At 46.7% G+C, this 23,413-nt stretch carries 21 protein-coding genes and 1 pseudogene; 7 read left to right on the top strand and 15 right to left on the bottom strand.

Going from position 1 to position 23,413, the window contains the following annotated elements:
• Nucleotides 1-50: 50 nt before the first annotated feature.
• Complete coding sequence (gene bioB / locus ACYVF1_RS28410; RefSeq protein WP_461085379.1) at nt 51-1,043, top strand: biotin synthase BioB; 993 nt, start codon at nt 51-53, stop codon at nt 1,041-1,043.
• A 79-nt stretch (nt 1,044-1,122) separates the two neighbouring features.
• Here bioB and ACYVF1_RS28415 read toward each other — a convergent pair whose 3' ends face one another.
• Nucleotides 1,123-1,884, bottom strand: a complete 762-nt coding sequence (locus ACYVF1_RS28415; protein WP_461085381.1) for a hypothetical protein — start codon at nt 1,882-1,884, stop codon at nt 1,123-1,125.
• A 75-nt stretch (nt 1,885-1,959) separates the two neighbouring features.
• A complete protein-coding gene (locus ACYVF1_RS28420; protein WP_461085383.1) occupies nt 1,960-3,345 on the bottom strand; it encodes an OmpA family protein in 1,386 nt (461 codons plus the stop codon).
• A gap of 215 nt (nt 3,346-3,560) precedes the next feature.
• Here ACYVF1_RS28420 and ACYVF1_RS28425 point away from each other — a divergent pair, with 215 nt between their 5' ends.
• Complete coding sequence (locus ACYVF1_RS28425) at nt 3,561-4,334, top strand: UDP-2,3-diacylglucosamine diphosphatase (RefSeq protein ID WP_461085385.1); 774 nt, start codon at nt 3,561-3,563, stop codon at nt 4,332-4,334.
• Between the two features lie 109 nt (nt 4,335-4,443).
• Here ACYVF1_RS28425 and ACYVF1_RS28430 read toward each other — a convergent pair whose 3' ends face one another.
• Nucleotides 4,444-6,297: a beta strand repeat-containing protein gene (locus tag ACYVF1_RS28430; RefSeq protein ID WP_461085387.1), complete on the bottom strand. Its 1,854-nt coding sequence runs from the start codon at nt 6,295-6,297 to the stop codon at nt 4,444-4,446.
• A 415-nt stretch (nt 6,298-6,712) separates the two neighbouring features.
• On the opposite strand from ACYVF1_RS28430, the gene ACYVF1_RS28435 reads away from it, so the two are divergent.
• Nucleotides 6,713-7,519 (top strand): response regulator transcription factor, encoded by an 807-nt coding sequence (locus ACYVF1_RS28435; RefSeq protein ID WP_461085389.1) that lies wholly within the window; start codon nt 6,713-6,715, stop codon nt 7,517-7,519.
• A gap of 64 nt (nt 7,520-7,583) precedes the next feature.
• A complete protein-coding gene (locus ACYVF1_RS28440) occupies nt 7,584-8,414 on the top strand; it encodes an alpha/beta hydrolase (protein WP_461085391.1) in 831 nt (276 codons plus the stop codon).
• A 56-nt stretch (nt 8,415-8,470) separates the two neighbouring features.
• Here ACYVF1_RS28440 and ACYVF1_RS28445 read toward each other — a convergent pair whose 3' ends face one another.
• The 4 genes from ACYVF1_RS28445 to ACYVF1_RS28460 all read right to left on the bottom strand — a co-directional run bounded on the left by ACYVF1_RS28445 (nt 8,471) and on the right by ACYVF1_RS28460 (nt 11,410).
• A complete protein-coding gene (locus ACYVF1_RS28445; RefSeq protein WP_461085393.1) occupies nt 8,471-9,199 on the bottom strand; it encodes a carboxypeptidase-like regulatory domain-containing protein in 729 nt (242 codons plus the stop codon).
• Nucleotides 9,200-9,322: 123 nt separating this feature from the next.
• Nucleotides 9,323-10,156 carry a phosphatidate cytidylyltransferase gene (locus ACYVF1_RS28450; RefSeq protein ID WP_461085395.1) on the bottom strand — a complete coding sequence of 278 codons (834 nt, stop codon included), beginning with the start codon at nt 10,154-10,156 and terminating at the stop codon, nt 9,323-9,325.
• On the bottom strand, nt 10,137-10,355 hold the full coding sequence (locus ACYVF1_RS28455; protein ID WP_461085397.1) for a putative signal transducing protein: 219 nt from the start codon (nt 10,353-10,355) through the stop codon (nt 10,137-10,139). The genes ACYVF1_RS28450 and ACYVF1_RS28455 overlap by 20 nt, the downstream gene beginning before the upstream one ends.
• Before the next feature lie 107 nt (nt 10,356-10,462).
• The gene (locus ACYVF1_RS28460) at nt 10,463-11,410 is read right to left on the bottom strand and encodes a lysostaphin resistance A-like protein (RefSeq protein ID WP_461085399.1); all 948 of its coding nucleotides are present in this window, start codon (nt 11,408-11,410) and stop codon (nt 10,463-10,465) included.
• 154 nt (nt 11,411-11,564) lie between these two features.
• Between ACYVF1_RS28460 and dusB the strand changes: the two genes are divergently transcribed.
• The gene (gene dusB, locus ACYVF1_RS28465) at nt 11,565-12,563 is read left to right on the top strand and encodes a tRNA dihydrouridine synthase DusB (protein ID WP_461085401.1); all 999 of its coding nucleotides are present in this window, start codon (nt 11,565-11,567) and stop codon (nt 12,561-12,563) included.
• A gap of 315 nt (nt 12,564-12,878) precedes the next feature.
• Here dusB and ACYVF1_RS28470 read toward each other — a convergent pair whose 3' ends face one another.
• Nucleotides 12,879-14,225 (bottom strand): sensor histidine kinase, encoded by a 1,347-nt coding sequence (locus ACYVF1_RS28470; RefSeq protein WP_461085403.1) that lies wholly within the window; start codon nt 14,223-14,225, stop codon nt 12,879-12,881.
• Nucleotides 14,226-14,451: 226 nt separating this feature from the next.
• Here ACYVF1_RS28470 and ACYVF1_RS28475 point away from each other — a divergent pair, with 226 nt between their 5' ends.
• Both ACYVF1_RS28475 and ACYVF1_RS28480 read left to right on the top strand, forming a co-directional pair.
• A complete protein-coding gene (locus ACYVF1_RS28475; protein ID WP_461085405.1) occupies nt 14,452-15,360 on the top strand; it encodes a DMT family transporter in 909 nt (302 codons plus the stop codon).
• 46 nt (nt 15,361-15,406) lie between these two features.
• A complete protein-coding gene (locus ACYVF1_RS28480) occupies nt 15,407-16,915 on the top strand; it encodes a glycoside hydrolase family 32 protein (RefSeq protein WP_461085407.1) in 1,509 nt (502 codons plus the stop codon).
• Nucleotides 16,916-17,110: 195 nt separating this feature from the next.
• Here ACYVF1_RS28480 and ACYVF1_RS28485 read toward each other — a convergent pair.
• The 7 genes and pseudogenes from ACYVF1_RS28485 to ACYVF1_RS28515 all read right to left on the bottom strand — a co-directional run.
• Nucleotides 17,111-17,415, bottom strand: a pseudogene (locus tag ACYVF1_RS28485) (transposase); the annotation flags it as partial.
• 105 nt (nt 17,416-17,520) lie between these two features.
• Nucleotides 17,521-18,033 carry a hypothetical protein gene (locus ACYVF1_RS28490; protein ID WP_461085409.1) on the bottom strand — a complete coding sequence of 171 codons (513 nt, stop codon included), beginning with the start codon at nt 18,031-18,033 and terminating at the stop codon, nt 17,521-17,523.
• Nucleotides 18,034-18,753, bottom strand: a complete 720-nt coding sequence (locus ACYVF1_RS28495; RefSeq protein ID WP_461085411.1) for an immunity 49 family protein — start codon at nt 18,751-18,753, stop codon at nt 18,034-18,036. It abuts the gene before it with no gap.
• A 269-nt stretch (nt 18,754-19,022) separates the two neighbouring features.
• Nucleotides 19,023-20,339: a hypothetical protein gene (locus ACYVF1_RS28500; protein ID WP_461085413.1), complete on the bottom strand. Its 1,317-nt coding sequence runs from the start codon at nt 20,337-20,339 to the stop codon at nt 19,023-19,025.
• A gap of 18 nt (nt 20,340-20,357) precedes the next feature.
• A complete protein-coding gene (locus ACYVF1_RS28505; protein WP_461085415.1) occupies nt 20,358-21,008 on the bottom strand; it encodes a hypothetical protein in 651 nt (216 codons plus the stop codon).
• 63 nt (nt 21,009-21,071) lie between these two features.
• Entirely contained in the window at nt 21,072-22,154 is a 1,083-nt protein-coding gene (locus ACYVF1_RS28510; protein WP_461085417.1) for a hypothetical protein, read from the bottom strand.
• 6 nt (nt 22,155-22,160) lie between these two features.
• The coding region (locus ACYVF1_RS28515) for a hypothetical protein (protein ID WP_461085419.1) at nt 22,161-23,413 on the bottom strand (1,253 nt) is incomplete at its 5' end.

Below are 23,413 nucleotides of genomic sequence, written 5' to 3' on the forward strand. Positions count from 1 at the left end.
TTGAGCGATAGGAAATTGTAAGTTGTCATTCACCCATCGCAAATTAGTCTATGCGTACCGACTGGACTCGTGCCGAAATCACTGAAATATATAATTCGCCTGTGCTGGATTTGATCTATCGGGCGGCCACCGTTCATCGTCAACACCACGACCCGCAGGAAGTACAGGTCTGTACGCTGCTTTCGGTAAAGACGGGCGGCTGTCCTGAAGATTGTGCGTACTGCCCGCAGGCGGCTCGTTACCACACCAACGTAAAGGTGCACAAACTGATGGAAGTGGACGAGGTTCTGACAGCCGCGCAACGGGCAAAAGATACCGGGAGTACGCGCTTCTGCATGGGAGCCGCCTGGCGCGAAGTGCGTGACAATCGGGATTTTGACAAAGTGCTGGAAATGGTTCAGGGCGTTAACGAAATGGGCCTGGAAGTGTGCTGTACACTTGGAATGCTCAGTGAAACTCAGGCGCAGAAATTGAAAGATGCTGGTTTGTATGCCTACAACCACAACCTCGATACCAGCGAAGAATACTACGGAGACATCATTACGACACGTACCTACGATGACCGTCTTGATACGCTCGGCCACGCCCGGAAAGCTGGTATTTCGGTTTGCTCGGGTGGTATTATCGGCATGGGCGAATCGGAGCAGGATCGCATTGGTATGTTGCACACGCTCGCTACGTTGCCCGAACACCCGGAATCAGTGCCTGTTAATGCGTTGGTGCCGGTGGAAGGAACACCTCTTGAAGATCAGCCCCGTGTGTCGATTTGGGAAATGCTACGTATGATCGCAACGGCACGTATCATTATGCCGAAAGCAATGGTACGTCTGTCGGCGGGGCGCGTGCGGATGAATACTGAAGAGCAGGCGTTGTGTTTTCTGGCTGGGGCCAATTCCATTTTCGCGGGTGATAAACTCCTCACGACGCCCAACCCAGACGAAGACGCTGACCAGCAACTTTTCCAGACCCTGAACATTCGTCCCCGGAAAGCCTTCAAAAACGGCGACCAACCTGCTGTTGTCTTCGAGCAGATTCCGATGTAAAATTTTCTGCTACGTCGATAGGCACAAAAAAAGGAAGCTAGTTCGACTAGCTTCCTTTTTCATTACGTAACGTACTAGATTAGAGCCGTTTAGCGTATTCGTTCTCAGCGATTTTTTCGATCAGTACTTCCGAAAGCGTTTCTGCCTGATGTTTCTTTTCCTCAGCCTTGCCTTTAGATTCAACTGTTACGTTGATAATGTGATTATTATACAAAACGTGTAACTGTCCGGTGCTGGCATCCCAAACGGCTTTGTCGCCCACACCCGAAACGGGTTCGTAATTGCCGCTTTTTACGGCGTGGTGTGCTGGTGAAGGCATCGCCGATGTTACGCCTGAATGCGTAGGATGGCTATCGGTTGGCTTTTGCTCCGTTGAATCAGTGGCGGGCGTTTCGGAGTTGGTACCTTCGGGTTCCGGACCGCTGGTTGCCGCTTCCTTGGCTTCCTCAACAGGCTCTTCAACAACAGCCTCGGGTTTCCCCTGATACATGCGGTCGAAGTTATACTCTGCTACCTGTACCGATGAAAACGGTTTTACTCCACCAAATGACAAGATAACTTTGTTTCCAGCCCATTCGAAAGCACAACCATCATGCTCGTGGCCTTCTGCAAGTTCAGTTTCCTTGGTCAGATTGAGGGTTTGACGGATCAAATCTTCCTCAAGAATGTGGCAGGGCGCTTCGTAAGAGAAGTCATTTGCAAATGAGTTTACACCGGCCACTCTTCTGGCCAGAATGGGGCTGGCTTCCATCTGGAGAGCCGGGTCAGATACGTCGGTGCTGGAGCTACTGCAGGCGAAACAAAGTGCAGGCAAAGCCAGTAACAGCGATTTGATTTTCATGGTCTATTTTGAGAAAAGCCAAAATTAGCGTTTTCTTCAATACCATCTTCGTTGGAAAGATGTTTTTGCGCTAGCCTACAGTTTTACGAATTCAACCCGTCGATTATTGGCTTTTCCGTCGGCAGTAGTATTAGGGCCAGCCGGTTGCGATTCGCCTTTGCCGTCGGTTTCCATGCGACTGGCATCGATACCGAACACATTGGCCAGTTCATTCTTTACCGCAGCTGCCCGTTTCTTCGACAAGGTCATGTTCGATGAATCATCGCCATCAGAATCAGTATGGCCGATGATACGTACCTTCACGTCAGCATTCTCGAACAGTACGTTGGCGATGTCTTTCAGAGCGCCGTAGGATTCGGGTTTGATCTTTTCGGAATTGGTATCGAACAGAATACCTCGGGTAACAAATTTTCCTTCAGTAATCAGTTTATTGCGCGTATCAGGTGCACCAACGGCCAGCCGAATGTTACTCACGTAGTACCGGTCATTTTCGGTTTCCATGTCGCCGGTTGAAAAGACCACTGAGTTATAGGCAATTCCCGGCTGGAAAGCGCGGGGAAGATCCCAGATTTTTTCTTCGTTTATGTATACCCGCAACCGTTGTCGTTGACGCCATATCGACACATTAACAAAGTTTCGGCCTTTCGAGAATAACTGTCGTACATCAATGTCACTCTGAATAATCTGCGTTCTGTTCGAGTAATTTTCAAACGTACTACGTCCCGACATACCTGCGGCATTCATGGGATGTAACGCCACCCGTACTCCCTCTTGTCCGTAGTTGTTACGTCCCCATTCCGTAAACTCTTTTTCAGGCTTGCCTAACGCCACCAGATTGACATAGAAAGGTGTGGAATAGAAGCTAAAATCTGGATTGCAGGCTAATTCAAATTGTAACGTAGCATTGTCGGGCAGGCTCGTAATGTATTCGGGCAGAAATTCTCCTTTTTTAGGAAACATAAGCCAGTGACCGGTCTTGCCTTCCAACGTAACGACCTCGCCCGTACCGCTGGAATTCCATTTGGCCGGAAAATCACCGATGGCATCCTGCATGAAGTCTTCCGCCACCACAATTTTCTCGCCCGGTACAAAGTCGAATTTGCTGTATGATCTTAACGTAGCGGGTGGGGCATTGTTGGCACTGGGTGCGTTACTTGGGTTGCTGGATGAGCGACTGTTGCGCGAATTTTCTGACGTGTTGCTGTTATTGGTATTTCCGTTGCTGTCTGCACTATCATTTTGCTGATTCGTGGGTTTGGGCTTTTCCTTTTTCTTGAAAATACTCATTACGCCTTCCTCAACTTTATCGATACCTCTGTTGATACCCTGGTCAATTTTACTGTTGGTGCGCGACTCGACACTACGTTCCACCGTACGGGCAGGGTCGTTGACCCGAATCTGAGCCTGTAGGGTTAATGCCGAAAATAGGGTAACAGATAGGAAGAGACTAATCGTTTTCATATGGAGTGGTTACGAGATGATCAAACAAAAATACGCTACGTATTTATGGGTTAATTTAGCTAATAAGCTGTCTTTAAGCGCAATAAAAAGGCAATGGCTACCTTGGCAAAGATGGCCTTTTTCCAGCTAGAACATCCGGTTTAATGAGTTAACGGTCATAAATGCGTGGTTGAACAGTTCCGTTACGTAGCTTTGTTGCTGATTATACTATAGGAATGTCTGCCATCGAAACCATTACGCTTAAACCGGGCCAAAAGGCCTATTTCGCTTCTGATTTTCATTTGGGAACGCCAACTCCCGAACAAAGCCGTACCCGCGAACAGGCCGTAGTGAACTGGCTCGATGGAGTTCGTGCGGATGCCGCTGTCATTTTTCTGGTGGGCGATGTTTTTGATTTCTGGTTCGAATACAAACGTAGCATTCCAAAAGGCTTCATTCGGCTTCAGGGCAAACTGGCTGAACTGACCGACGCTGGTTTGCCCATTATCCTGTTTACGGGTAATCACGACATGTGGATGAATGATTATTTTACGCAGGAAATGGGTATTCCTGTCTACCGCGAACCCCGTCGGTACGACATTGGCAATAAGCGGTTTCTGATCGGCCACGGCGACGGCCTCGGCCCCGGCGATTTTGTTTATAAGCGATTAAAAACGCTGTTTGAAAGTGGTCTCGCTCGCCAGTTGTTTCGCTGGGTGCATCCTGACGTAGGCATTCGGCTGGCTCATGCATGGTCGCGCCGGAGCCGGATCACTAATCAGAAAAAAGGAGAAGAGGAGTTTAAAGGCGAAGATCGGGAGTGGCTTTGGCAGTACTGCCGGGAAATAGAAGCCACTACGCACCACGATTATTACGTATTTGGTCACCGGCACTTACCTCTCGATTTAGCTGTTACCGAACACAGTCGCTACGTTAATCTGGGCGAATGGGTAAGTGCTAAAACGTATGGTGTTTTTGATGGAGAAATACTAAAACTAGCGACGTGGTAGAATTTACGAGCGGTACTTTAGTTAGCTGAGTTCCTTTGCTTCAAAGCACTAACCGGGTCCGCTACGTATGGTGGCAGCGAACCCGGTTCATTGCTGAATAAGAAATCAGTTAATTCTTTTTAAGTACCTGCTGCATCAGTTGCTTGATTTCAGCCATTTCTTTTTCCAGGCGTTGGCTGTTCTGCTTTTCGCTCTTGATCTCCTTCTCCAACTGGATCGTGTACAACGTAAGCTCTTCAATCTTGGCCAGCAGCTTTGCATCCATTTTCGCTACGTCGATCCCCTGGCTGACGACTTCATGGGCCGAGGGAATACCCGGCAGGTGAGCATGTTGTTGAACGTACTGTTCTACCTCAGCTAATGGCTTGAGCTGATACGTAGGAGTAAATACATAATCGCTCCAGTCGGCGGTGTTTCGCACAGCCACTTTTACTTTTTCGGTCAGAATACCCTTGCTCACAAACAGGTTGTAATCAGCAGGAGTTTTGTTCACTCCCTCCCCAATGATAACCGCATCATTCTGCGTGCTTTGCAGAAACGATCCCTTCCGTTGCCACAGTGATTCGCTTATACCTTCCCGACCTGAGCCATTTATACTAGCCAGTACTACGTCGCCCTGTTCATTTACGCTCAAAAATTTTGTTTGATTGAGGGCCGTGGCGGGAGAGCTGTTCGTAAGATTAGTTAAGCGAAGACCCGACTGATTAGCCGTTCCTTTGGTGATTTCCAGAGTATTATTGGGCGCTGCGTTGCCAATGCCCACTTTAGCGCCGGGTGCTCCCAAAATGACTGAGTTATCCTGAGCGACAACAGCCGCCACACCGATAGCGGTAGAGTTCTGTACGGTCATACCCTCTTTACTTCCTGCATTGAAGCCAATAAAGGTGTTTTGATTACCGACTCCGTTGCCCGCAAAATTAGCCCCACGGCCAATATATGTATTATTGCTACCGGTAGCGTTGCCGTAGCCGGACCCATCGCCAATGAACGTATTGCCTAAGCCTGATGTGTTATTATAACCAGAACCATTACCAATGAAGAGGTTATAGCTACCATTACTGCTGTACCCAGCCAATTGGCCCATAAAAAGGTTACCTATACCAGTGGTATTATTATAGCCAGTTTGACTACCAATAAAGACGTTGGCACTGGCAGTTGAATTCCAGTAACCGGCCTGGAAGCCTACAAAGACATTATTGCCACCACTCGTGTTAAAGTTTCCAGACTGAACACCCAGTATAGTATTTGCTGCACCGGTTGTATTGCGATTTCCTGAATTAAAACCTATAAAAGCATTGCCGCTGCCCGTTGTATTGAAGTGACCGGAGTAATAGCCTACAAACAAATTTTTAGATCCTGATGTGTTAAAGGAGCCCGATTCGTTGCCCAGGAAGGTGTTCTGAGCGCCGTCTTTATTAAACGCACCTGCATAAGTGCCTACAAAAACATTCTCTTGTCCCGTCGTATTGTCTTTGCCTGCATAATTCCCGATAAATGTATTTGCAAAACCATTCGTGTTAGAATAGCCAGCCGATCTACCCAGAAACGTATTCGCAAACCCTGTTGTATTCGAAAAGCCCGCCTGAGAACCAATAAACGTCCCATCATTAGCTGTTGTATTGTTAAGGCCCGCGTAAAAGCCCATAAAAACATTGTTTTGGCCCGACGTATTATTGTAGCCTGAGCCAGGGCCTACGAACGCATTCTGGAAACCTGTTGTATTCGAGTAGCCTGAAAATGATCCTAAGAACGTATTGTCGTATCCGGACGCATTTAAGAAGCCCGCTGAGACCCCGAAATACGTATTACGTTCGCCTGTCATGGATGTATTACCTGTACCGGGGCCGACAATTGTGTTGTTGTTACTGGGTGAAGCTGAATTAGCCGTTCGGGCTACGTAATTGTTCTGGGCCAGCACTGAAGTGCTGATTAAAAGTGTGGATAGAAAGTAAAGCGTTTTCATACATCGGATCTGGTTAGAAAATTGTTGATTTTCGTTTGAAAATTATTCTGCCTGCTGTGGAAGTCTGTGTACTAGTGCTGAAGCAGGAAGAGTGCCTGGTTTTGATTCTGTTCCTTTTAGCAAACTCAGTACTGCTCCCACGCTCTTTGTAGTGGATGGGTTAATAAAAGATTGTTGTTGTAGGGGATTAAGATTGGGTTGGGACCTATACCTTTTATGCAGAAACCTAGAGAAAACAGGGCTGGAATGGTCAGAAATTGATTACAAATGGTGTGGATAGAAGCTATAATTCAAGTAGCATGAAGTCTACTGCTACAAATTTACTGTTGATACTATGTTCAAAAAATAGCAAGAACTTGGTATTTTCATCGGCTTTAGGCTATATTTCAAGTGATTAGTGATAGCCACAACTGTGATGAAATCAAGAAAAAACTCAACCTGGCTTGGCTATATAGAAGCTACCAACAATCGTGCTTTCGAGCCGGAGCAGTTGCATGTAGAAGGGATGGAACGTATTTTGACAATTAACCAGCGTTTCCATTCTTTTTTTCATCACAGTATTCCAGCAGTCTATTTACTTGATTATTCTACCGGACAATACATGATTATGGGCAAGTCAATTAAATTGATACTTGGCTATGACATGGGTGATTTTATGCGGGAAGGCGTATGGCTGTTAGTTGAAAATTATCATAAAGATGATCTTAAGCTTTATAACGACCAGATTTTCCCTGACCGCCTAGCCTTTCTAAAAACCATTCCTCCCCAAGAGCATCCAAATCACATATTTTCGTATAACTTCCGAATTAGAACAACCCAGGGTGATTATATAAACCTGTTGCAGCGAAACTGCTTTCTGAAATCCGACAAACAGGGGAAGCCGCTTATTACTTTTGGCATGGTACTCAATATTGAGCATTATAAAACGACTAATGCAGTAGTTCAGGTCGTCGATAAAATCAATGATGAGAGCGGTGTTGATATGCCAGAAACTGTCAGTAAAAAGCATTATTATTTGCGAGAAGAAGACAAGCTTTTCACAAAGCGTGAACGCGAAATTCTCCTATGGATGGCAGAAGGGTTATCTTCTAAAGAAATTGGCGAAAAATTGTCGATTAGCGAACATACGATTATTGCCCATCGACGAAACATGCATGAAAAAACGAATATTCAGAATGCTACAGCTTTAATTAGTTATGCGATTAGGCAAGGCATAATTTAAGCGACTCAGCTAAGGTGCGACTCAGAACCTACATTTTGTCAATCGACATAATAAATCAATTACTATGAAAATGCTTTACTTTCCCGGCGGTCCGGGAATGAACGCTTATCCCGAGTCGCAACTACTAACAAAACCATATGCAGATACGGGCATTGAGCTTGTATATTGGAATGAACCTTCTGTACTCAGGCCCGATGGCGATACGTACTCTGCTACAAATACCTTTCAGAATTCTCTCGATAGCGCGGAACGATTTTTTCTGAAGCATTATGAAGGTGCTCCGCTGCCTGTGTTTGCGTTTTGCTGGGGAGGGCAACCACTTAGTTACCTACTCAAAAAACATCCAGAGAAAATAAGTAAAGTGCTGATTGTCACCCCTGACTATTGTTTTAAAGAGGCAAATAGTAATATGTTTAGCTTCACGGCAAGTGATTACCGTAAACACGGTTTTGAAGCCGAAGCACGTAGGCTAGAAGAAATAATACGCCACAATAGTACTGAAGAGTTCACGCCACTTGTCGAAGAAGGTTTCCATCTGTTTGCTCAAAACCCTAGAGTATTTGACTACTATTGGACGAATAAAGAAGCCATGAATCGGTACATGGTTCATTATAACGCTAATGGCTATCAACTTGATTTTGATGGTTTTTTCGATTGTCGTAGAAGCCGATTCGATATCGAATTAGAAGCCAGCCCAGTCCCCGCTGTAGTCGTGTTGGGTAAATATGACAGGATAATTTCAGTACCTGACGAATTGGATAATATAAAAAGGATGTTCAAGAATTTTACAATTCTAGAAATGGAATGTGATCATTATCCACATATTGAGCTTCTGGAAGAATTTCTGGCAATAGTTGTTCGCGAGTTTCAATTTGTAGAAGCCCACGAAGTCTGACTACTGATCAATTGTGTTCGGAGACGCTTTACGGTAAAAGGCAGCGATGTAGAAGATTAATTTCCGTCCTGGAGAATATCCTTTCGGGATACGTTTTCGCGCGGGGCTTTGTTGATTTCACTACGCCATTCTTTGCTCTTTAAGTCGCCCCGTTTGACAGAACGAATAAAATTGGCCCAGGCGAAAGGATTGGTGAAAGCGAATGTAGGCGTAGCACTACGTCCGATTAAGGATTCCCGCCCAAAAAATTGCTGATTGACAAAATTCTGGTGGTTGGCAGCTGCGCTCATGGGCATCGTAGCGGCCTGACGCATAATAGCTTCCGGGCTGGTGTTACGTGCCAAGTTCTCTCGTTCTTTTTCGTCCGGAAGTTTCAGATTTACGAAAGCTTCCTTGAAAAGTTCTTCGGTGGCATAGGGATAAACTTTTACTTCGGCCAGCGTTTTAACGTCTTCCTGCAACGCTACCACCGCCGAATACGTAAGGTCAGTTAAGCGCCGGGGAATGATATGATACTGTGTTCTAAAACCAACGTAGCTAAAAATGACACTATCGCCCGGGAAAACGGGTAACGCAAAATAGCCGTTGGGCGCAGCCAGCACACCCCGACCAGCTTTGGGTATGTAAATATAAGCGCCCGGTAATGCTTCGTTGGTCTTGCCGCCGGTGATGAAACCTGTGAACGTTACCTGGCGATCTTGCCCCTGCGCCCACGCGGTCGAGAATTGCCCCGCCAGCGCAAACAACACTAGTATGGACACCAATAACGTCAACAATTTCTTCATATCTCTCAAATAGAATCTACAAAGTAAACGAGGAAAAGGCAGGATATGGTTTCGATTACCCGAATTTTAAGAAATTTAACAGAAATTAATAGACCGTTGTTTTCCCGTATACATCTTATAAAATTAAGCAAATAATTTCAGAAAGGTGATAATAAATGGGGCTGCCAGCAGTAAACCATCGAACCGATCCAGAAACCCACCATGCCCCGGAATGCTGCTGCCAGAGTCTTTAATGGCGATGCTACGTTTGAATAATGATTCCACTAAATCGCCATACGTACCGGTCACGACGATGATCGCGCCTACGCAATACCACTGCCAGGGGCGCAGTTCGTTGTCAACATAAGCCAGTACACCGGCAATGATAGCAGCAGCAGCCGCTCCGCCCAGAGCACCTTCCCACGATTTTTTGGGTGATACCCGCTCGAATAATTTTCGTCGGCCAAATTTGGTGCCGGCGAAGTAAGCGCCAATATCACTGGCCCAGAGCAACAGTAGACAGCCCGTAATAATCATGGGATGAAAGGTGCCTCCACGGAGCGCCAGTATAATCAGCAACGCGAAGGGCATCGCTACGTAGATGATGCCCAGAAACGTAAAGCCAATGTTCGTGAATGGCTTCATGTCGCGCTTTTTATAAAGCTTAATCAGGAAAACCATCGACGAAGCAGGACAAATCAGAAAATAATTGCCCATGCCAATTCGGTCGGTTTCGATGAAATAGGCCAGAATACAGATGAGACAGCCGACAACCGTACCGTAAGCGGTTAAAGGCTCGAAGCCATCAAGGCCAAGGAGCCGGTAAAACTCGCGCTGGGTAAGGGCGCTAATGACGCAGAACAACAGGGCAAATGTCCAGTCCCTGTACCAGATCATGAATAGAATAAACGGAACCGCAACCACCGCAGCAATTACTCGCTGCTGGAGGTTGGACATACTAGCTAAACGTTGCTTCATTCTCTAAAATCACTTTGGCCAGCGTTGCGTCTTTGGCTGGTACATGAACCTCACTTTTGCCCCATCCGATGCTCGGATAGCTGCTGCTCTGCGAATTGACAACCACCGCCGGAATTTCATGTTCCAATAACAGCGCCTTGGCCAGTTCGGCCCGGTGCGGAAGCGGTGTCGCGTAAATTGATTCCCACTGTTCTGCCATAACTTTCAAAAGGCTCCGACAAGCTTCGGCTGTCGGCTACGTAAGTTGCTTTTGTATAAATAGTTAGTTGCTATGCAACGCCAACAGCCGGAGCCTGTTGGGGTCTTTTACGCGTAATCTTTCTGATTTAACCGTCTAAAATAAACGAGTAATCCGGCTGTGACAAGCCCCGCCACCAGCGACCCTACTAAAGGGACCGATTCGGTACTTTCGATATCGACAGACGTCATTCGTTGCTGGTACAGGAATACCATCAGCACCGTAAAGCCATTGTTGACAAAATGGGCGAGAATAGGCACCCAAAGGTTTCCTGTCCATAAGTATAGGTAACCAAATAAAACGCCCAGGAACATCCGTGGAAAAAAGCCCAGAAACTGCACGTGAATCGCACTAAACAAAGCCGCGGCCAGCCAGATACCAACGTGAACGTTCTTAGTCCAGAAGATAAGGTTACGCTGTAAAATGCCCCGGAATAAAACCTCTTCGCCAATAGCCGCAATAACGCCAATGACCAGCAGTGCGACCAGTAGCTGCCCCGCTGTCTGGAACGTAGTGAGGTACTTAGTAACCCCTTCAAGCCCCTTTTCTTTGTCTCGGATCCATTGCTCAATTGGGGCGAGAGTTTCAGGTAGATGCAGGCTGCGGTTCCATTCGATAATCAGCCCATCGAAGGGCATGAAGGCGATGACAATCAACGTAACAAGGCTGAAACCGGCCACCGATGATAATGACTGGGCATTGAAGTCACCCCACTGTCGATGCTCAATAAAATACCAGTAGGCCAGGGCAGGCAGCAGGAACGTACCGAGGTGATTGATGGCCTGTAAGAGCATCAATACGTACCAGTTGTCGGGAGAAGTAGCCGGATTTGTAGCCAGTTGTGTCAGGAAATTTTGCGCTTCTTCCAGCCCCATGCCTTTACTGATCGCCAGAATCACAAACAGTACCAACGTACTGACAACGCCCCCCAATAATATAAAACCAACCAATACCATGAGTCCGCCTAGGGTAGGGGGGCGGCTGGTAGAATTTTGAGCGGGTGTATAAACTTGCATAATTTACCGTAAATATACGGATGAACCAGGGTTGACGAAGTACGTTGCCGGAATAATAACCTAGTGGTCGGAATGGATCCGTCCCGCTGGACTGGGAACCAAACCAATCGGTAAATCGTAATTCGTACAATAAAGTTTATAAACGCTTATTCGCTTGGTCACGATAGGTAACATACAACTCCCTGATTTTCCGCTACTTCTGGCTCCAATGGAAGACGTCAGCGATCCACCATTTCGTGCCGTTTGCAAAGCCAATGGGGCCGATTTGATGTATACAGAGTTCATCTCGTCGGAGGGTTTGATACGTGACGCGGCTAAAAGTGTGCAAAAGCTCGATATTTTCGAATATGAGCGTCCGATTGGTATTCAGCTTTTCGGCTCCGACGTAGAGACAATGGGCGAGTGTGCCCGAATCGCTAGCCGGGTTGAACCCGATTTAATTGATATTAACTACGGTTGTCCGGTTAAGAACGTAGCATGTCGGGGGGCGGGGGCTGCTTTGTTGCAGGACATTCCGAAGATGGTACGTATGACCGAAGCCGTCGTAAAAGCAACTCATCTGCCTGTTACGGTAAAGACCCGTCTCGGCTGGGACGACAATACCAAAAACATCGGCGAAGTGGCTGAACGATTGCAAGATATTGGTATCAAAGCGCTGACTGTGCACGGCCGAACGCGGGTGCAGATGTACAAAGGCGACGCCGACTGGACGCTGATTGGCAAGATTAAAGAGAACTCACGCATCACGATCCCCATTTTTGGTAACGGTGATATCGACTCACCCGAAAAGGCACTGGACTATAAAAATCGCTACGGTGTCGATGGGGTAATGATTGGCCGGGCGAGTATCGGTTATCCGTGGGTTTTCAACGAGATCAAGCACTTTTTACGTACTGGCGAGCAACTCGCTCCGCCAACCATTGCCGATCGGGTAGCCGTATGCCGTCAGCACCTCGATTTTTCGATACGTTGGAAAAGTGAAATTGTGGGCCTTTTCGAAATGCGACGCCATTACGCCAACTACTTCAAAGGACTGCCCGATTTTAAGCCGTATCGGATGCGTCTCGTTACGTCCGATTCATATAGCGAGGTGAGCGCTATTCTGAATGAAATTCAGGAGAATTATAGTGCCGTTTTCGAAGAGGTAGCTTAATGTAATGCTACGTTCCCTAGGCTTCAATTGATTTCTTAGAAAAAGCTTGGTTTGGCTAAATTTCTCTTTATCAGTCGTTTTGGAGTTTAATGTTACTGATAAAATGACCAACGCTATTAGTCGCTCGAAAACCCCTGTTTTCTCTTTTTACTACTTGCAGCAGTTCCTGCAATTGCTCAGCCGAACGTATCATTTCCACTACGTCTCAGCGACAACAAGCCGTATCTCGTAAGCTGTAGCTTGGCCGGGCTGGCATATCAGCGGCTACGTTCTGGCGACTTTTACGGATAACGTAGCGTTTGAGAAAATGCTACGTTACACAACTTCGCTTATGGCCTGAATGAGCGGTAATCTAACCATAAAGTAAGTTTCACTTTCAATAATATCGGGGATTGGATGTTCGAGTTTTTGGTACTGCGTAAAAATGGTTGACAGGCCAATTCCATTTGACAATACCAGCGACCGCTTGCGTTGAAGATTGTTACGAATTGTTAAGTATTTCATTTCATCTACCGAAATGTCGATACGTAGCGGTTTACTCGCCAGAACAATATTATGCTTCACCGCATTTTCTACCAGCAATTGAAGCGTTAACGGGGGCAACAGCCAAGACTGGTATTTAGGTTCGACCGCTACGTTCAATTGCAACCCATTACCATGACGGGTTTTGAGCAGGTGATAATACGCTTCAATGAAAGCAAGTTCGCTGGCTAGAGTCGTCATCGGTTGGTCGCTTGTTTTGAGTAGGTAGCGGTAAACCTGACTTAATTGGTCGACAAATTCGCTAGCCCGTTGCTGATCGTCGTCGATTAACGCAGAAAGCGAGTTGAGGCTGTTGAAGAGAAAATGCGGATTAATCTGCGATTGTAAAGCTCGCAACTGAACATTGGTTTTTTCCTGCTCGAGTCGTTGCATCGATAGCTCAGCCTTTAACCGTTCCTGCTTGTGCTGCTCGGTCAGCTGTGTTTGTTCGACAGCCTTTACTACGGCCAGATACCGTTGGTAAAGCACCAGACAAAGCGAAAACCAAAGCAATTCAAGAATTCGAACTCCCCAAAGTACCTGTCGTTGAACATCAACCGACACTACGTTCTCTGGAAACGGCCAGCCATGCAACTGCGAGTAAATCAATACGTAGACTTCGCTGATCAGCATAAATAAACTGCCCAGCATAAACGCCTTTCCTACCTTATCCTTACGTCTGGCTGCAATCCACATGCCCATCGCACTGATACAAATCAGCAGAAGCCAGAACACACCTGAGACGAAATGGCCCATTGGTAAACGATACCATTCTTCATCAGACCATAGAAATAAACCTGAAACGAGAAGCACAAATGCTGTCAGGACAAGTTGCGCCCGGCGCCATTGCTGTCTTGATGGTGACCAGTTGACTCCGTTGAAAAGCAGGTAAATTAACTCCAGAAAAATGATTTTTGTCAGCCCCCGGTGAAGCATATGAAGGACCAGATAGCCAGCTTTCGATAACGGAACAGTTTCGCCAAAGAGAGCGAAGTAGATTGACTGCGCAAATGAGATAAATACGAATAACGTGAACAGACCATCAATCCAGCTCTGGGAAAAACTCCACCGAAAAGCCGTTGATACCCAGATGACGCTAACCGCGCCAAAATAAAAAAACAACACTTCCTCGCCAGACATAGGTAAGCTGATGGAGTTTCGCTAGTTTCCACGAATATACGTAGGCAAGGTAAGAAAGATAATTTCAAATGAAATAAGCTTTGTATGTCAACCAACGTAGCAAAACAATTGATTTTATGAACTCCATGCTTACGTTACCATTTTTCACGTACTACGTTGGTTGCTAATCCTTTCCGGAAATCATAGGCATTTTGTATTTTGCCCTTTCTCCCGTTTCATTTTACGTATGACCACCGAAGAACCCATTGTGATTCAGCAACAACGCCCCGTGCTGGCGTGGGTGCTCCTGACTTGTCTGGCTCTCGTTTGGGGCAGCTCATTTATCCTCATTAAACGTAGCCTGGATGTTTTTCCACCTGATCAGGTAGCTGGAGGGCGGCTTGTGTTTGCGCTTCTTTTTTTCTCGCCATTGCTGGCCAGACAGAGTCAACAACCCGATATCCGGGCTGCGGTTCGGCATCGATGGGTAGCTTTACTGGCGTCGGGCGTGGTTGGGTTTGTGATTCCGGCGTTCATTTTTGCCGAAGCCGGTGCGCATCTGAACAGTTCGCTGGCGGGCGCACTGAATTCACTAAGTCCGTTGTTTACGCTGGTGCTGGGCGGTCTTTTTTTCGGGCAAACGTTGAGAATTAGACAGGTAACGGGCATTTTACTCGGGTTATCAGGATCGTTGTTACTGGTGTTTTTTAGCGCAACTGGCTCTTTTCAGATAAATATGTATGCCTTGTTGGTTGTATTGGCAACACTCTGTTATGGGCTGAATACCAATCTAATAGGTCGTTACCTGAGTCACCTGCCGGCATTAGTGTCAACGGCCTGGCTGTTTGCTTTTGCGGGTCCGATTGCACTACTTACGCTCATGCCGACGGATTTTCTGAACCGCCTACTTGACATGAAAAATGGCTGGTCAATTGGGGCATTAGCTACGTTGGGTGTATTTGGTTCGGGGCTAATGTCTATTTTCTTCAACCGTGTCATGCAGTTAGCATCGCCCCTGTTTGCGGCTTCTGTTACGTATCTTATCCCGATTGTGGCGCTAATGTGGGGCTTTCTGGATGGTGAAACCATTTACGCCGTACAATTTGCGGGAATGGGTATTTGCCTGATGGGTGTCTGGCTGGTGAACAAATCGTAAAGTTTCGTGTATTTTACGTCACTGATGATTGAATAAATGACGTAACATGAAAAAACTACTATCACTCCTTACCCTGCTGATTGCGATCAAAATGCAGTCGCCAGGACAGGCAAACAAGCCAGAACAACACCGACCGCAATTCCATTTTTCCCCAAAAGCCCACTGGATGAACGACCCGAACGGGATGGTTTACTATAAGGGCACGTATCACCTGTTTTTTCAGTACTTCCCCGGCGACACGAAGTGGGGTCCCATGCACTGGGGACACGCCACCAGCAAAGATATGATACGTTGGCAGGAGCAACCCGTCGCGCTTTACCCCGATAGCTTGGGCTGGATTTTTTCGGGAAGTGCGGTCGTCGATGTCAATAATACCAGCGGATTTGGTAAAAATGGGCAGGTGCCTTTGGTGGCGATTTTTACGCATCACAACTCAAAGCTGGAGAAGCTGAAATCCACTAAATTTCAGTACCAAAGTATCGCGTACAGTCTGGATGAGGGTAAAACGTGGACTAAATACAAGGGTAATCCTGTAGTAGCAAATCCCGGTATCGTCGATTTTCGTGACCCGAAAGTTCGTTGGTACGAGCCGCAGAAAAAGTGGATTATGACACTGGCCACCAAAGATCGCGTTACGTTCTATTCATCGGCCAACCTGAAAAACTGGAAGAAAGAAAGTGAATTTGGACGTAACGTAGGTGCGCATGGGGGCGTATGGGAATGCCCGGATTTGTTCCCGCTGACGCACAATGGTAAACAGTCGTGGGTGCTGTTGGTAAGTATCAATCCGGGCGGTCCAAACGGTGGTTCGGCTACGCAGTATTTTGTGGGTGATTTCGACGGAAAGCAGTTCAAGCCGTATTCTATAAAAACGAAATGGATGGATTACGGGACTGATAATTACGCCGGTGTTACATTCGCCAATACGGGAAACCGGGTGGTCCTGATGGGCTGGATGAGCAACTGGCAATATGCGCAGCAAGTACCGACCGTAGCCTGGCGCAGCGCAACTACCGTTCCGCGCGATCTTGGATTGACTGCCATTAATGGGGATTTATTTTTAACGTCGATACCAGCGAAAGAACTCAATACACTGGATAACAAATCCATTACGTTGTCAAACCTGAACGTAAAAGGAGTGTATGATCTAACTGCCAAAACGGGAGGCAAGCATGATACGTACAAAATCACCCTAGTGGCACCAGCAAACGATTTCTCGCTAGTACTCGCCAACGACCAGGGTAATGAGCTGGTGATTGGTTATGACAAACAGGCAAATACGTATTACATCGACCGGACCAAATCTGGAAAAACAGATTTTGAGAAAGGCTTCGCCAAACGGATCACGGCTCCACGTTTGTCGACTGATAAAACGCTGTCTGTTACGTTGCTGGTCGACGTAGCATCCGTCGAATTGTTTGCGGATAAAGGATTGGACGTGATGACGAGTATTTTCTTCCCGAATCAGAACCTGAATAAGTTATTCATTAAATCGGCTTCGGGTATTGTCCTGCCAACGTTGACGTATTCGGGGTTGCGTTCGGCCTTGCAATAAAAGGTAAGACGCGATAAAAGCAGACAAAATACTGTTGGGTGAAATAAACAAGCCGTTACTTTCAGCATATAGTTACATCTGACAAGTTGATTAGCTCATAGAGTGGACTTGAGCCTGCATTTCCTTCAGAAAATACATTGATTAGGTAAGTCTTAAGCTTGTTGGGGAGTGCTCGCTGACACAGTTTAGCGAGGCTTATTCGAAGCTATATACTTTAATACGTTCTTCAAAGATGATACTAAATTGGTTAATCATTTCCTTCCAGTCCTAGGTCGTCGTCTCCCATTTGATTTGTAGGTTTTGGATTGTCAGGTAAACCAACTTCTGTAGGGCAGCGTCCGAACTAAAAGCCCTTTTCGTTTTCGTCACTTTCCAGAGCTGACGGTGATAGCCTTCGACGGTGTTTGTCGTATACATTACCCGACGAATAGGGGCTGGTTAGTCGAAAAAGGGGATAATAGCTCCCACTTCTCTAACCAAGGCTGCACTGCTTCGGGGTAAGGACATCACCACCGCCGGTAACTGGTAAACCCCACCCGCTTCAAACGTCTGACTGCCCGCATCGTAGTTCTGGGCAAACTTGATCACCACATAGTCCAGTGCATTCACTCCGCCCCGCTGGTAAACTCGCTGGGGTACCGAGGCATTGACTGTGATTGTGAAATTGAAAAAGCGGGGGGTAGTCCCAGGGGCAAACGGACAGCCCGACCATCGGGGGCGATGAAGAGCCGGTTTGGGTCGATGGTGTAGGCCGTTAAGCGTCTCCCCGGGTTGGCTTCTTCGACCGGGGTTGGGGGCGCTTCGGTGGTGCATTGACCCAGGGGCGCCAGTTGGTTGAGCACCTGGTTGACCAGTTGGTCGGCCAGTGCATGGTTAATGAGCTTCTCTAAAGTATCGACCGGGTCGGTACCGGTGATGGGCTGGGTCAGGGCCGTCACCACCTGGGCGCATTGACCGGCGGCCAGATCAGCCACCATCGCATCGGTGATCTCGGCCAGGTTGATGCCCTGCTGGCTCAGCAGGGTTTTGAGCGTAGCTAGTTTTTGGGCTTCCTGGCCGGGCAGGGCACTCAATTTCTCACACAGGACGTTGGTCAGGAGGGCTTTAACGGTTAACAATCAGGCATTACCCTTCACCAGCAACTCGAACTCGTCAAATCGCCCTTCAATCATCCAGTTGGGAATGTAGTCGGATTGTACGGTTTCTAGCTTCATACCTTTGTCAAAAGCATACGCACAGGTAGCCGCGATGGGAAGGGCTAGAAAGCCCTGTGGCTGAGTGGAGTGGTCCTGCTCATTCCCCTGATCGTCGGTGTACTTCAGCGTATAGTATTCCTTCCATTTCACCAAAGCTTTATAAACGGCTTGTTCAAAGCCAGCCTGATTCTGATACAGGATGTAGTGGTAAATATTAATGGTGGGCAATAAGAGATATTCAGCTATGGGCTTACGCATGGCGAAGACGTCTTTCCAGATTTGGACGGAGTTGTAGCCTTCCACCTTAATGTACTTTTTGTATTCGTCCCAGTCCAACAGACGGCTGATGTGGTGAAAAGCCCCAGCGGCTTCGTCTTTAGTTCCTTTGTGTTGGATGATGGTTTGCAGGAAGTGCAGCATGATTTCCCAGATGAGGTCTTCCTGGTTGGCCTGTTCGGTAAAACTGACTGGGATGTAGCTGTATAAATCCAGCGCTTGCTGATCCCGCAGAATTTGCGCTGCATAGATTCCCTGAATTACATATCCTGATCCGATTTCACTGTTTTTAAACTCGCCGATGGTGTTAATAATCTTGTCAGCAATTTGGAACTGAACAGGTTTGCCAGGATTGAGACGAATCAAAAAGTTCGCATAGCTCAGTTGGTTAAAATAAAAAAGTAAGCTGTATATCTGACTGGAATTACCATAAAGATTTGCATAGCCTAAGCCTTGTTGTCTTAAGCCAAAACTTCCACCAAGGTTATATTTTTCACTATAGTTCCCTTTCACATATTCCACTTCCTTAATTCCAAATCCGATCTGCTTTAGAGCATGTTGAATATACTGAGTTTCATTTTCTGAGGTCCAGAATGAATAGTGATGCTTTGTTATTATTCTTGTCTCCATCTCACTTAGAATATTGTAGATAATCTCGTTTGTTTCAAGGCTCCAGTTGCATCATCAAAAGGTTGTCGCAATAGATAAGACTTAGCTTTCCCACCGTTAAGAGCAAGAATTAGTTCATCAAGAAGATCTGTTTGATTTGGCGAAATTGCACTGTTTGCTCTTAAATCCTCAATAATACTCCGAATATAATCCTCTGTGCCCTGCTCATTGGTCGTTGGCGGAACGACACTATTTCGTCTCCTTCCACCCGGCTGACTGGTACCACCTTTGCATTCGACTACCTTCCACTCTCCAGTGCTCGAGTTGCGATATAAGCGGTCAAACTTACCCGATTGGCCTCCGCCAGGTAAGGCAGTGGCTAACAAGTCATCCACCCGCTCAAAGCCATCGCTGATGAAATAGGCATCAGCCGCCGTTTCTGCAATCTTTTCGCTAAAACCACCAATCTCCGTGATTTTGGCCTGACGGGCCGTTTTATAAGCATCGCCCGTTGACGTTAGATCCTGAATAGCTTGACGAGCAGCCTGCCGTTGCGTCACGAAATTATCAATATCCGTGTTCCGAATAGTGCCGACTTCTGTATAAGGCAACGGTTTAGGCAAAGCCGAGGTGTACGAGACTCCTTTCTCGACTAACTTTTTCGCTTCGTCCAGTTTACCCTCTTTGAGGTATCCCTCCAAATCATTTAACGTACTCTGTTTACTATCTGATTTGGTCAGGACCGCTTTCACATCCTCCAAGGTGATACTACCATCCGAGGGAAGGAAACCTTTAATATTGGTCAAACCCGTCAGGTTGTCGGCATTCCGACGCAGAATCTTGTTTTCATCAAAGGCTTTGGAGGCATCAAAGTCAAACTCGCCTGAATCAAACCGTTTGAGAATATCTTCTACCGTCTGAAAATCATACCTAAAACGGTCGATGTCAGCCTGACTCCAGTTTAAATCCTGCATCTTCTTCACCAGCCGAGTCCACAGGGCTAGTAGGTCGGGCGTCTTTTTGACCAAAGTCAGGAGCTTAGTCGCCCCCCCTGTGGCGGCAAGTTTAACGATGGTCACCCCAACTCGTCCTGTTCCATAGCGTTGGTACTCAGCTTGAGGATTGGTCAGATTGTCATATTGAATCGTGCTTTTAGCGGCTTCAATAGCGAATTCTTTGGCTTTGTCCCAACTCATGGATTGAGCAAAGCTGCTCAACTGGTCATAAGCCCCCTGGGGGTCAGAGACCAGCGTTAAGCCCAGACCCACTAACCCGGGAATATCCTTAATCTCCTCGATGCTCTGATCCAAGGCCCCCGAAATCACCCCTGTGCCGTCACGCACAAAGAAATCCTTCTGGGGTTACCAGACCTCCTCGGGCACCTTGGCCTTGTCGACCAGGCTGTTGTAGCTCTTCGATAGATTCGCCAGAAGGTCCATCAGCGTCATGGGCTGATAGACTACATCACCCGCATCGCCATAGCTCATGGTGGTGGCCGAGACCACCATGGTGGTCAGACTCAGCACCCCAGCGTTGGCGGCCCGGGCTTTACTCAGTGCCGCCTGCAAAGCCGCTTCAGCCTGGGCCGGACAGCTGGCACACTTGCCAAAGTCCTGCCAGGTGCCCCTTACCCTCAGATTACCATTAACCACCTCAAGCACGAACACATTGCCCGCAATGGTCACTACGCTGCTACAGGAGGCAAACCGCGTCTGGTTGGCATGAGGCCAGTTGGCAGCCGGCAGAGGCAGGCTAACCGGCTGGTGGTTGGCATCGGGTGCCAGGGTGAAGGAACCTTCCAGCCACGCCACTCCGCACTCCTCATCCCGGCTGTAGTCCTGCAGATAATACATCTGGGCGACTTGGCCGGTCGGTAGCGTGGGGTAGAGGCTGGGGTCGGTGATGTGATAATACTCGGCCTGGCAGAGGGGCGTTTTGATGCGCCGGTAGCCCACAAAGCGTAGGGGACTGTTGGTAATTTCGGCAAAGTAGCTGACCCCGCTGGCCGTCACAAAGCCGGGCAGGGTGCCCGCAGGCGGCTGGGCTCGTCGGCGTGAAGCAGTAGTATTTGGGCGTTATTGCCGTTCAAAAATGTGCAACGAATTATTATGATCTAAAACGTATAGCCGTTTATCAACGTACTCCACTTTACGGATAGCAGGAAATTTCCCGACCACCTCCTCAATAGTAGTGCTCCAAATTACCTGTTTAGTAGCCCGGTTGAATATCCCTACTTTATTATTAATACTGCCCTCCCAAAAATAAATCTCATCTTGATCCCATACACCCAAAAAATTCATCAGAATTTGATGTTGTTGACAACTTTCTTTAGCATCATAAAGGAAGTAATTTGCCGTAGGGTTTTTTAAATCAAGCTCCCAATAGTAGTGATTATAAACGCCGAATAATTTTCCTTTTTCATTGTCTAAATATGTATTTTGTGCAATCCAGAACGGTGTTTCTGCTTCTGGTAAGTAATTAGAGAGGTTAATAGGCGTAGGTAAGTCTAATTTGAGACTTCCTGTTTGTTCATCAAGCCCCAAAAGACGTCCACTGTTCAGGCTTATCCAAACAGTACCCTGATAGGACCCAATAACTCGTTTTATTTCGGCTTTGATTAACCTTGGAACCTGATACTCATAAGGACTTTTTTGATGCCAATCATATTTTCCTTCAGGAATAGTATATTCCCAAATCTGAAAACTATTCTCAATATAAAAAGACTCAATCTGATTAAATCTAAAAGCATATGTTATATTATTTGCTATAAATAAATCTTTACGATCTTCTATCTTCCAAAGATATTCTTCTTTTTGAATATCATATACGCTAATATATTCCTTTGAATAATCACTATTGTATGTTAATGAAATTATGTATGGGTATTTAAAAATACAATTAGCGTCTTTTTCTGTAGAAAATGATTTAATGTATTCATTAGAATAGAATTGCTTACCTCCTTTTTTATTTATTGTCAATAGAATAAAACTATTATCAGAAAACAATTGAATACTATCTTCAACTACCTCCTCACTTAAGTGAAGAGATAGTTGAAGGTTATCCGATAGGTTTTTTAAAATATTTTTTTCAAGCTGAAAAATTCCTGCTTTTGAAAAAAACAATCGTGGATTTCTTAAAATTTCTACAGTTTTAAACATGTTGTGTTATCTTGATTCAACAAAACTTGTGTACTGATTGAAATAACTGGGGTCATCAAGTCTAGCTTTGAAAACATCGGCATCATCTATACCAAAAAGTTGACGAAATTTAGTGTCACCTATTCCACCTTGTGAAATAGGCTTAATTATCTCATCTGCATTTGCTTTCAAGAACGCCTTCATTCCTTCCCTAGCCTGCTGAGTAGTCAACTTAGTTACGTTGAAAACATACTCCAACTCATCCAACGAATTGATGGCTGCCAGATAATTCTTGAACTGATTGAGCTGGATACCCGAGGCATTCTGATAGCTCTTGTATTCGAAGAAACGGGGCTTGCTGCCCGTCTCCATCTCCACATCGAAGCGGCAATCGCTGCAAGGCAGACCCTCTTCTTCAAAACGCATGTCAAACCGTTTAACCTGGCTGGCATCTAACCCATTCATTTGTGTGAGTGTGTGTTGTAATCCATCCTGCACACTTTCATTCCCATTCTTCATGGCATTGATGACTTCAGCCATGTCTGGTTTGCCCTCAAATTTAGTAAAGAATGTCTTTACGTCATCTAGATGGGCAATTAGTGACTTGGGCGAGTAGCCTCCATGGGGAGTAAAACCCTGAGCTTTACAGATTTTGGCCAATTCATCGGCATAGTTGGGGCCTAAAGCAGCCTGTACCCTGCTATCCTGTAAAAGCTCTTTTACTTTTCTTAAAGCTGTCTCTGAAAGTTTTAGCGTACTACGTTCGGCTTTCTGCAAGACTTCCCAGCTTTCTACTAACGTGTTATCACCATCCAGTAATTGATAGAGGGCATCGTTGCGCAAATCTTTTTCCAGCACATCAGCCAAACTAATATCACGAAGCCGGGGCTTTAACTTGGTCAGCAAAGCCACTACGTCATCAAGTCGTTTCTTGAGCTGGTTAGGAGCATCCTTGACCATGGCCACCAAACCGCCCGTCGCTAGGGCCAGACCCAACGTAACGCCCACCCGACCTGTGGCATAGCGGGCATACTGGCCGCCCCTGGCAAAGTTGTCGTACTGAATGGCTTCCTTGGCCAAGCCTTCGGCTAACTCCTGTGCCTTGTCCCAGCTCATGCTCTGAGCAAAGCTGACCAGTTGGTCTTTGGCCCCCTGCGGGTCGGAGACCACTGACAAACCCAAACCCACCAACTCGGGCAGGTCTTTGGCTTCTTCCAGGGCCTGATCCAGGGCCCCCGAAATCACCCCTGTGCCGTCACGCACAAAGAAATCCTTCTGGG

It is taken from the genome of Spirosoma flavus, assembly GCF_054778555.1.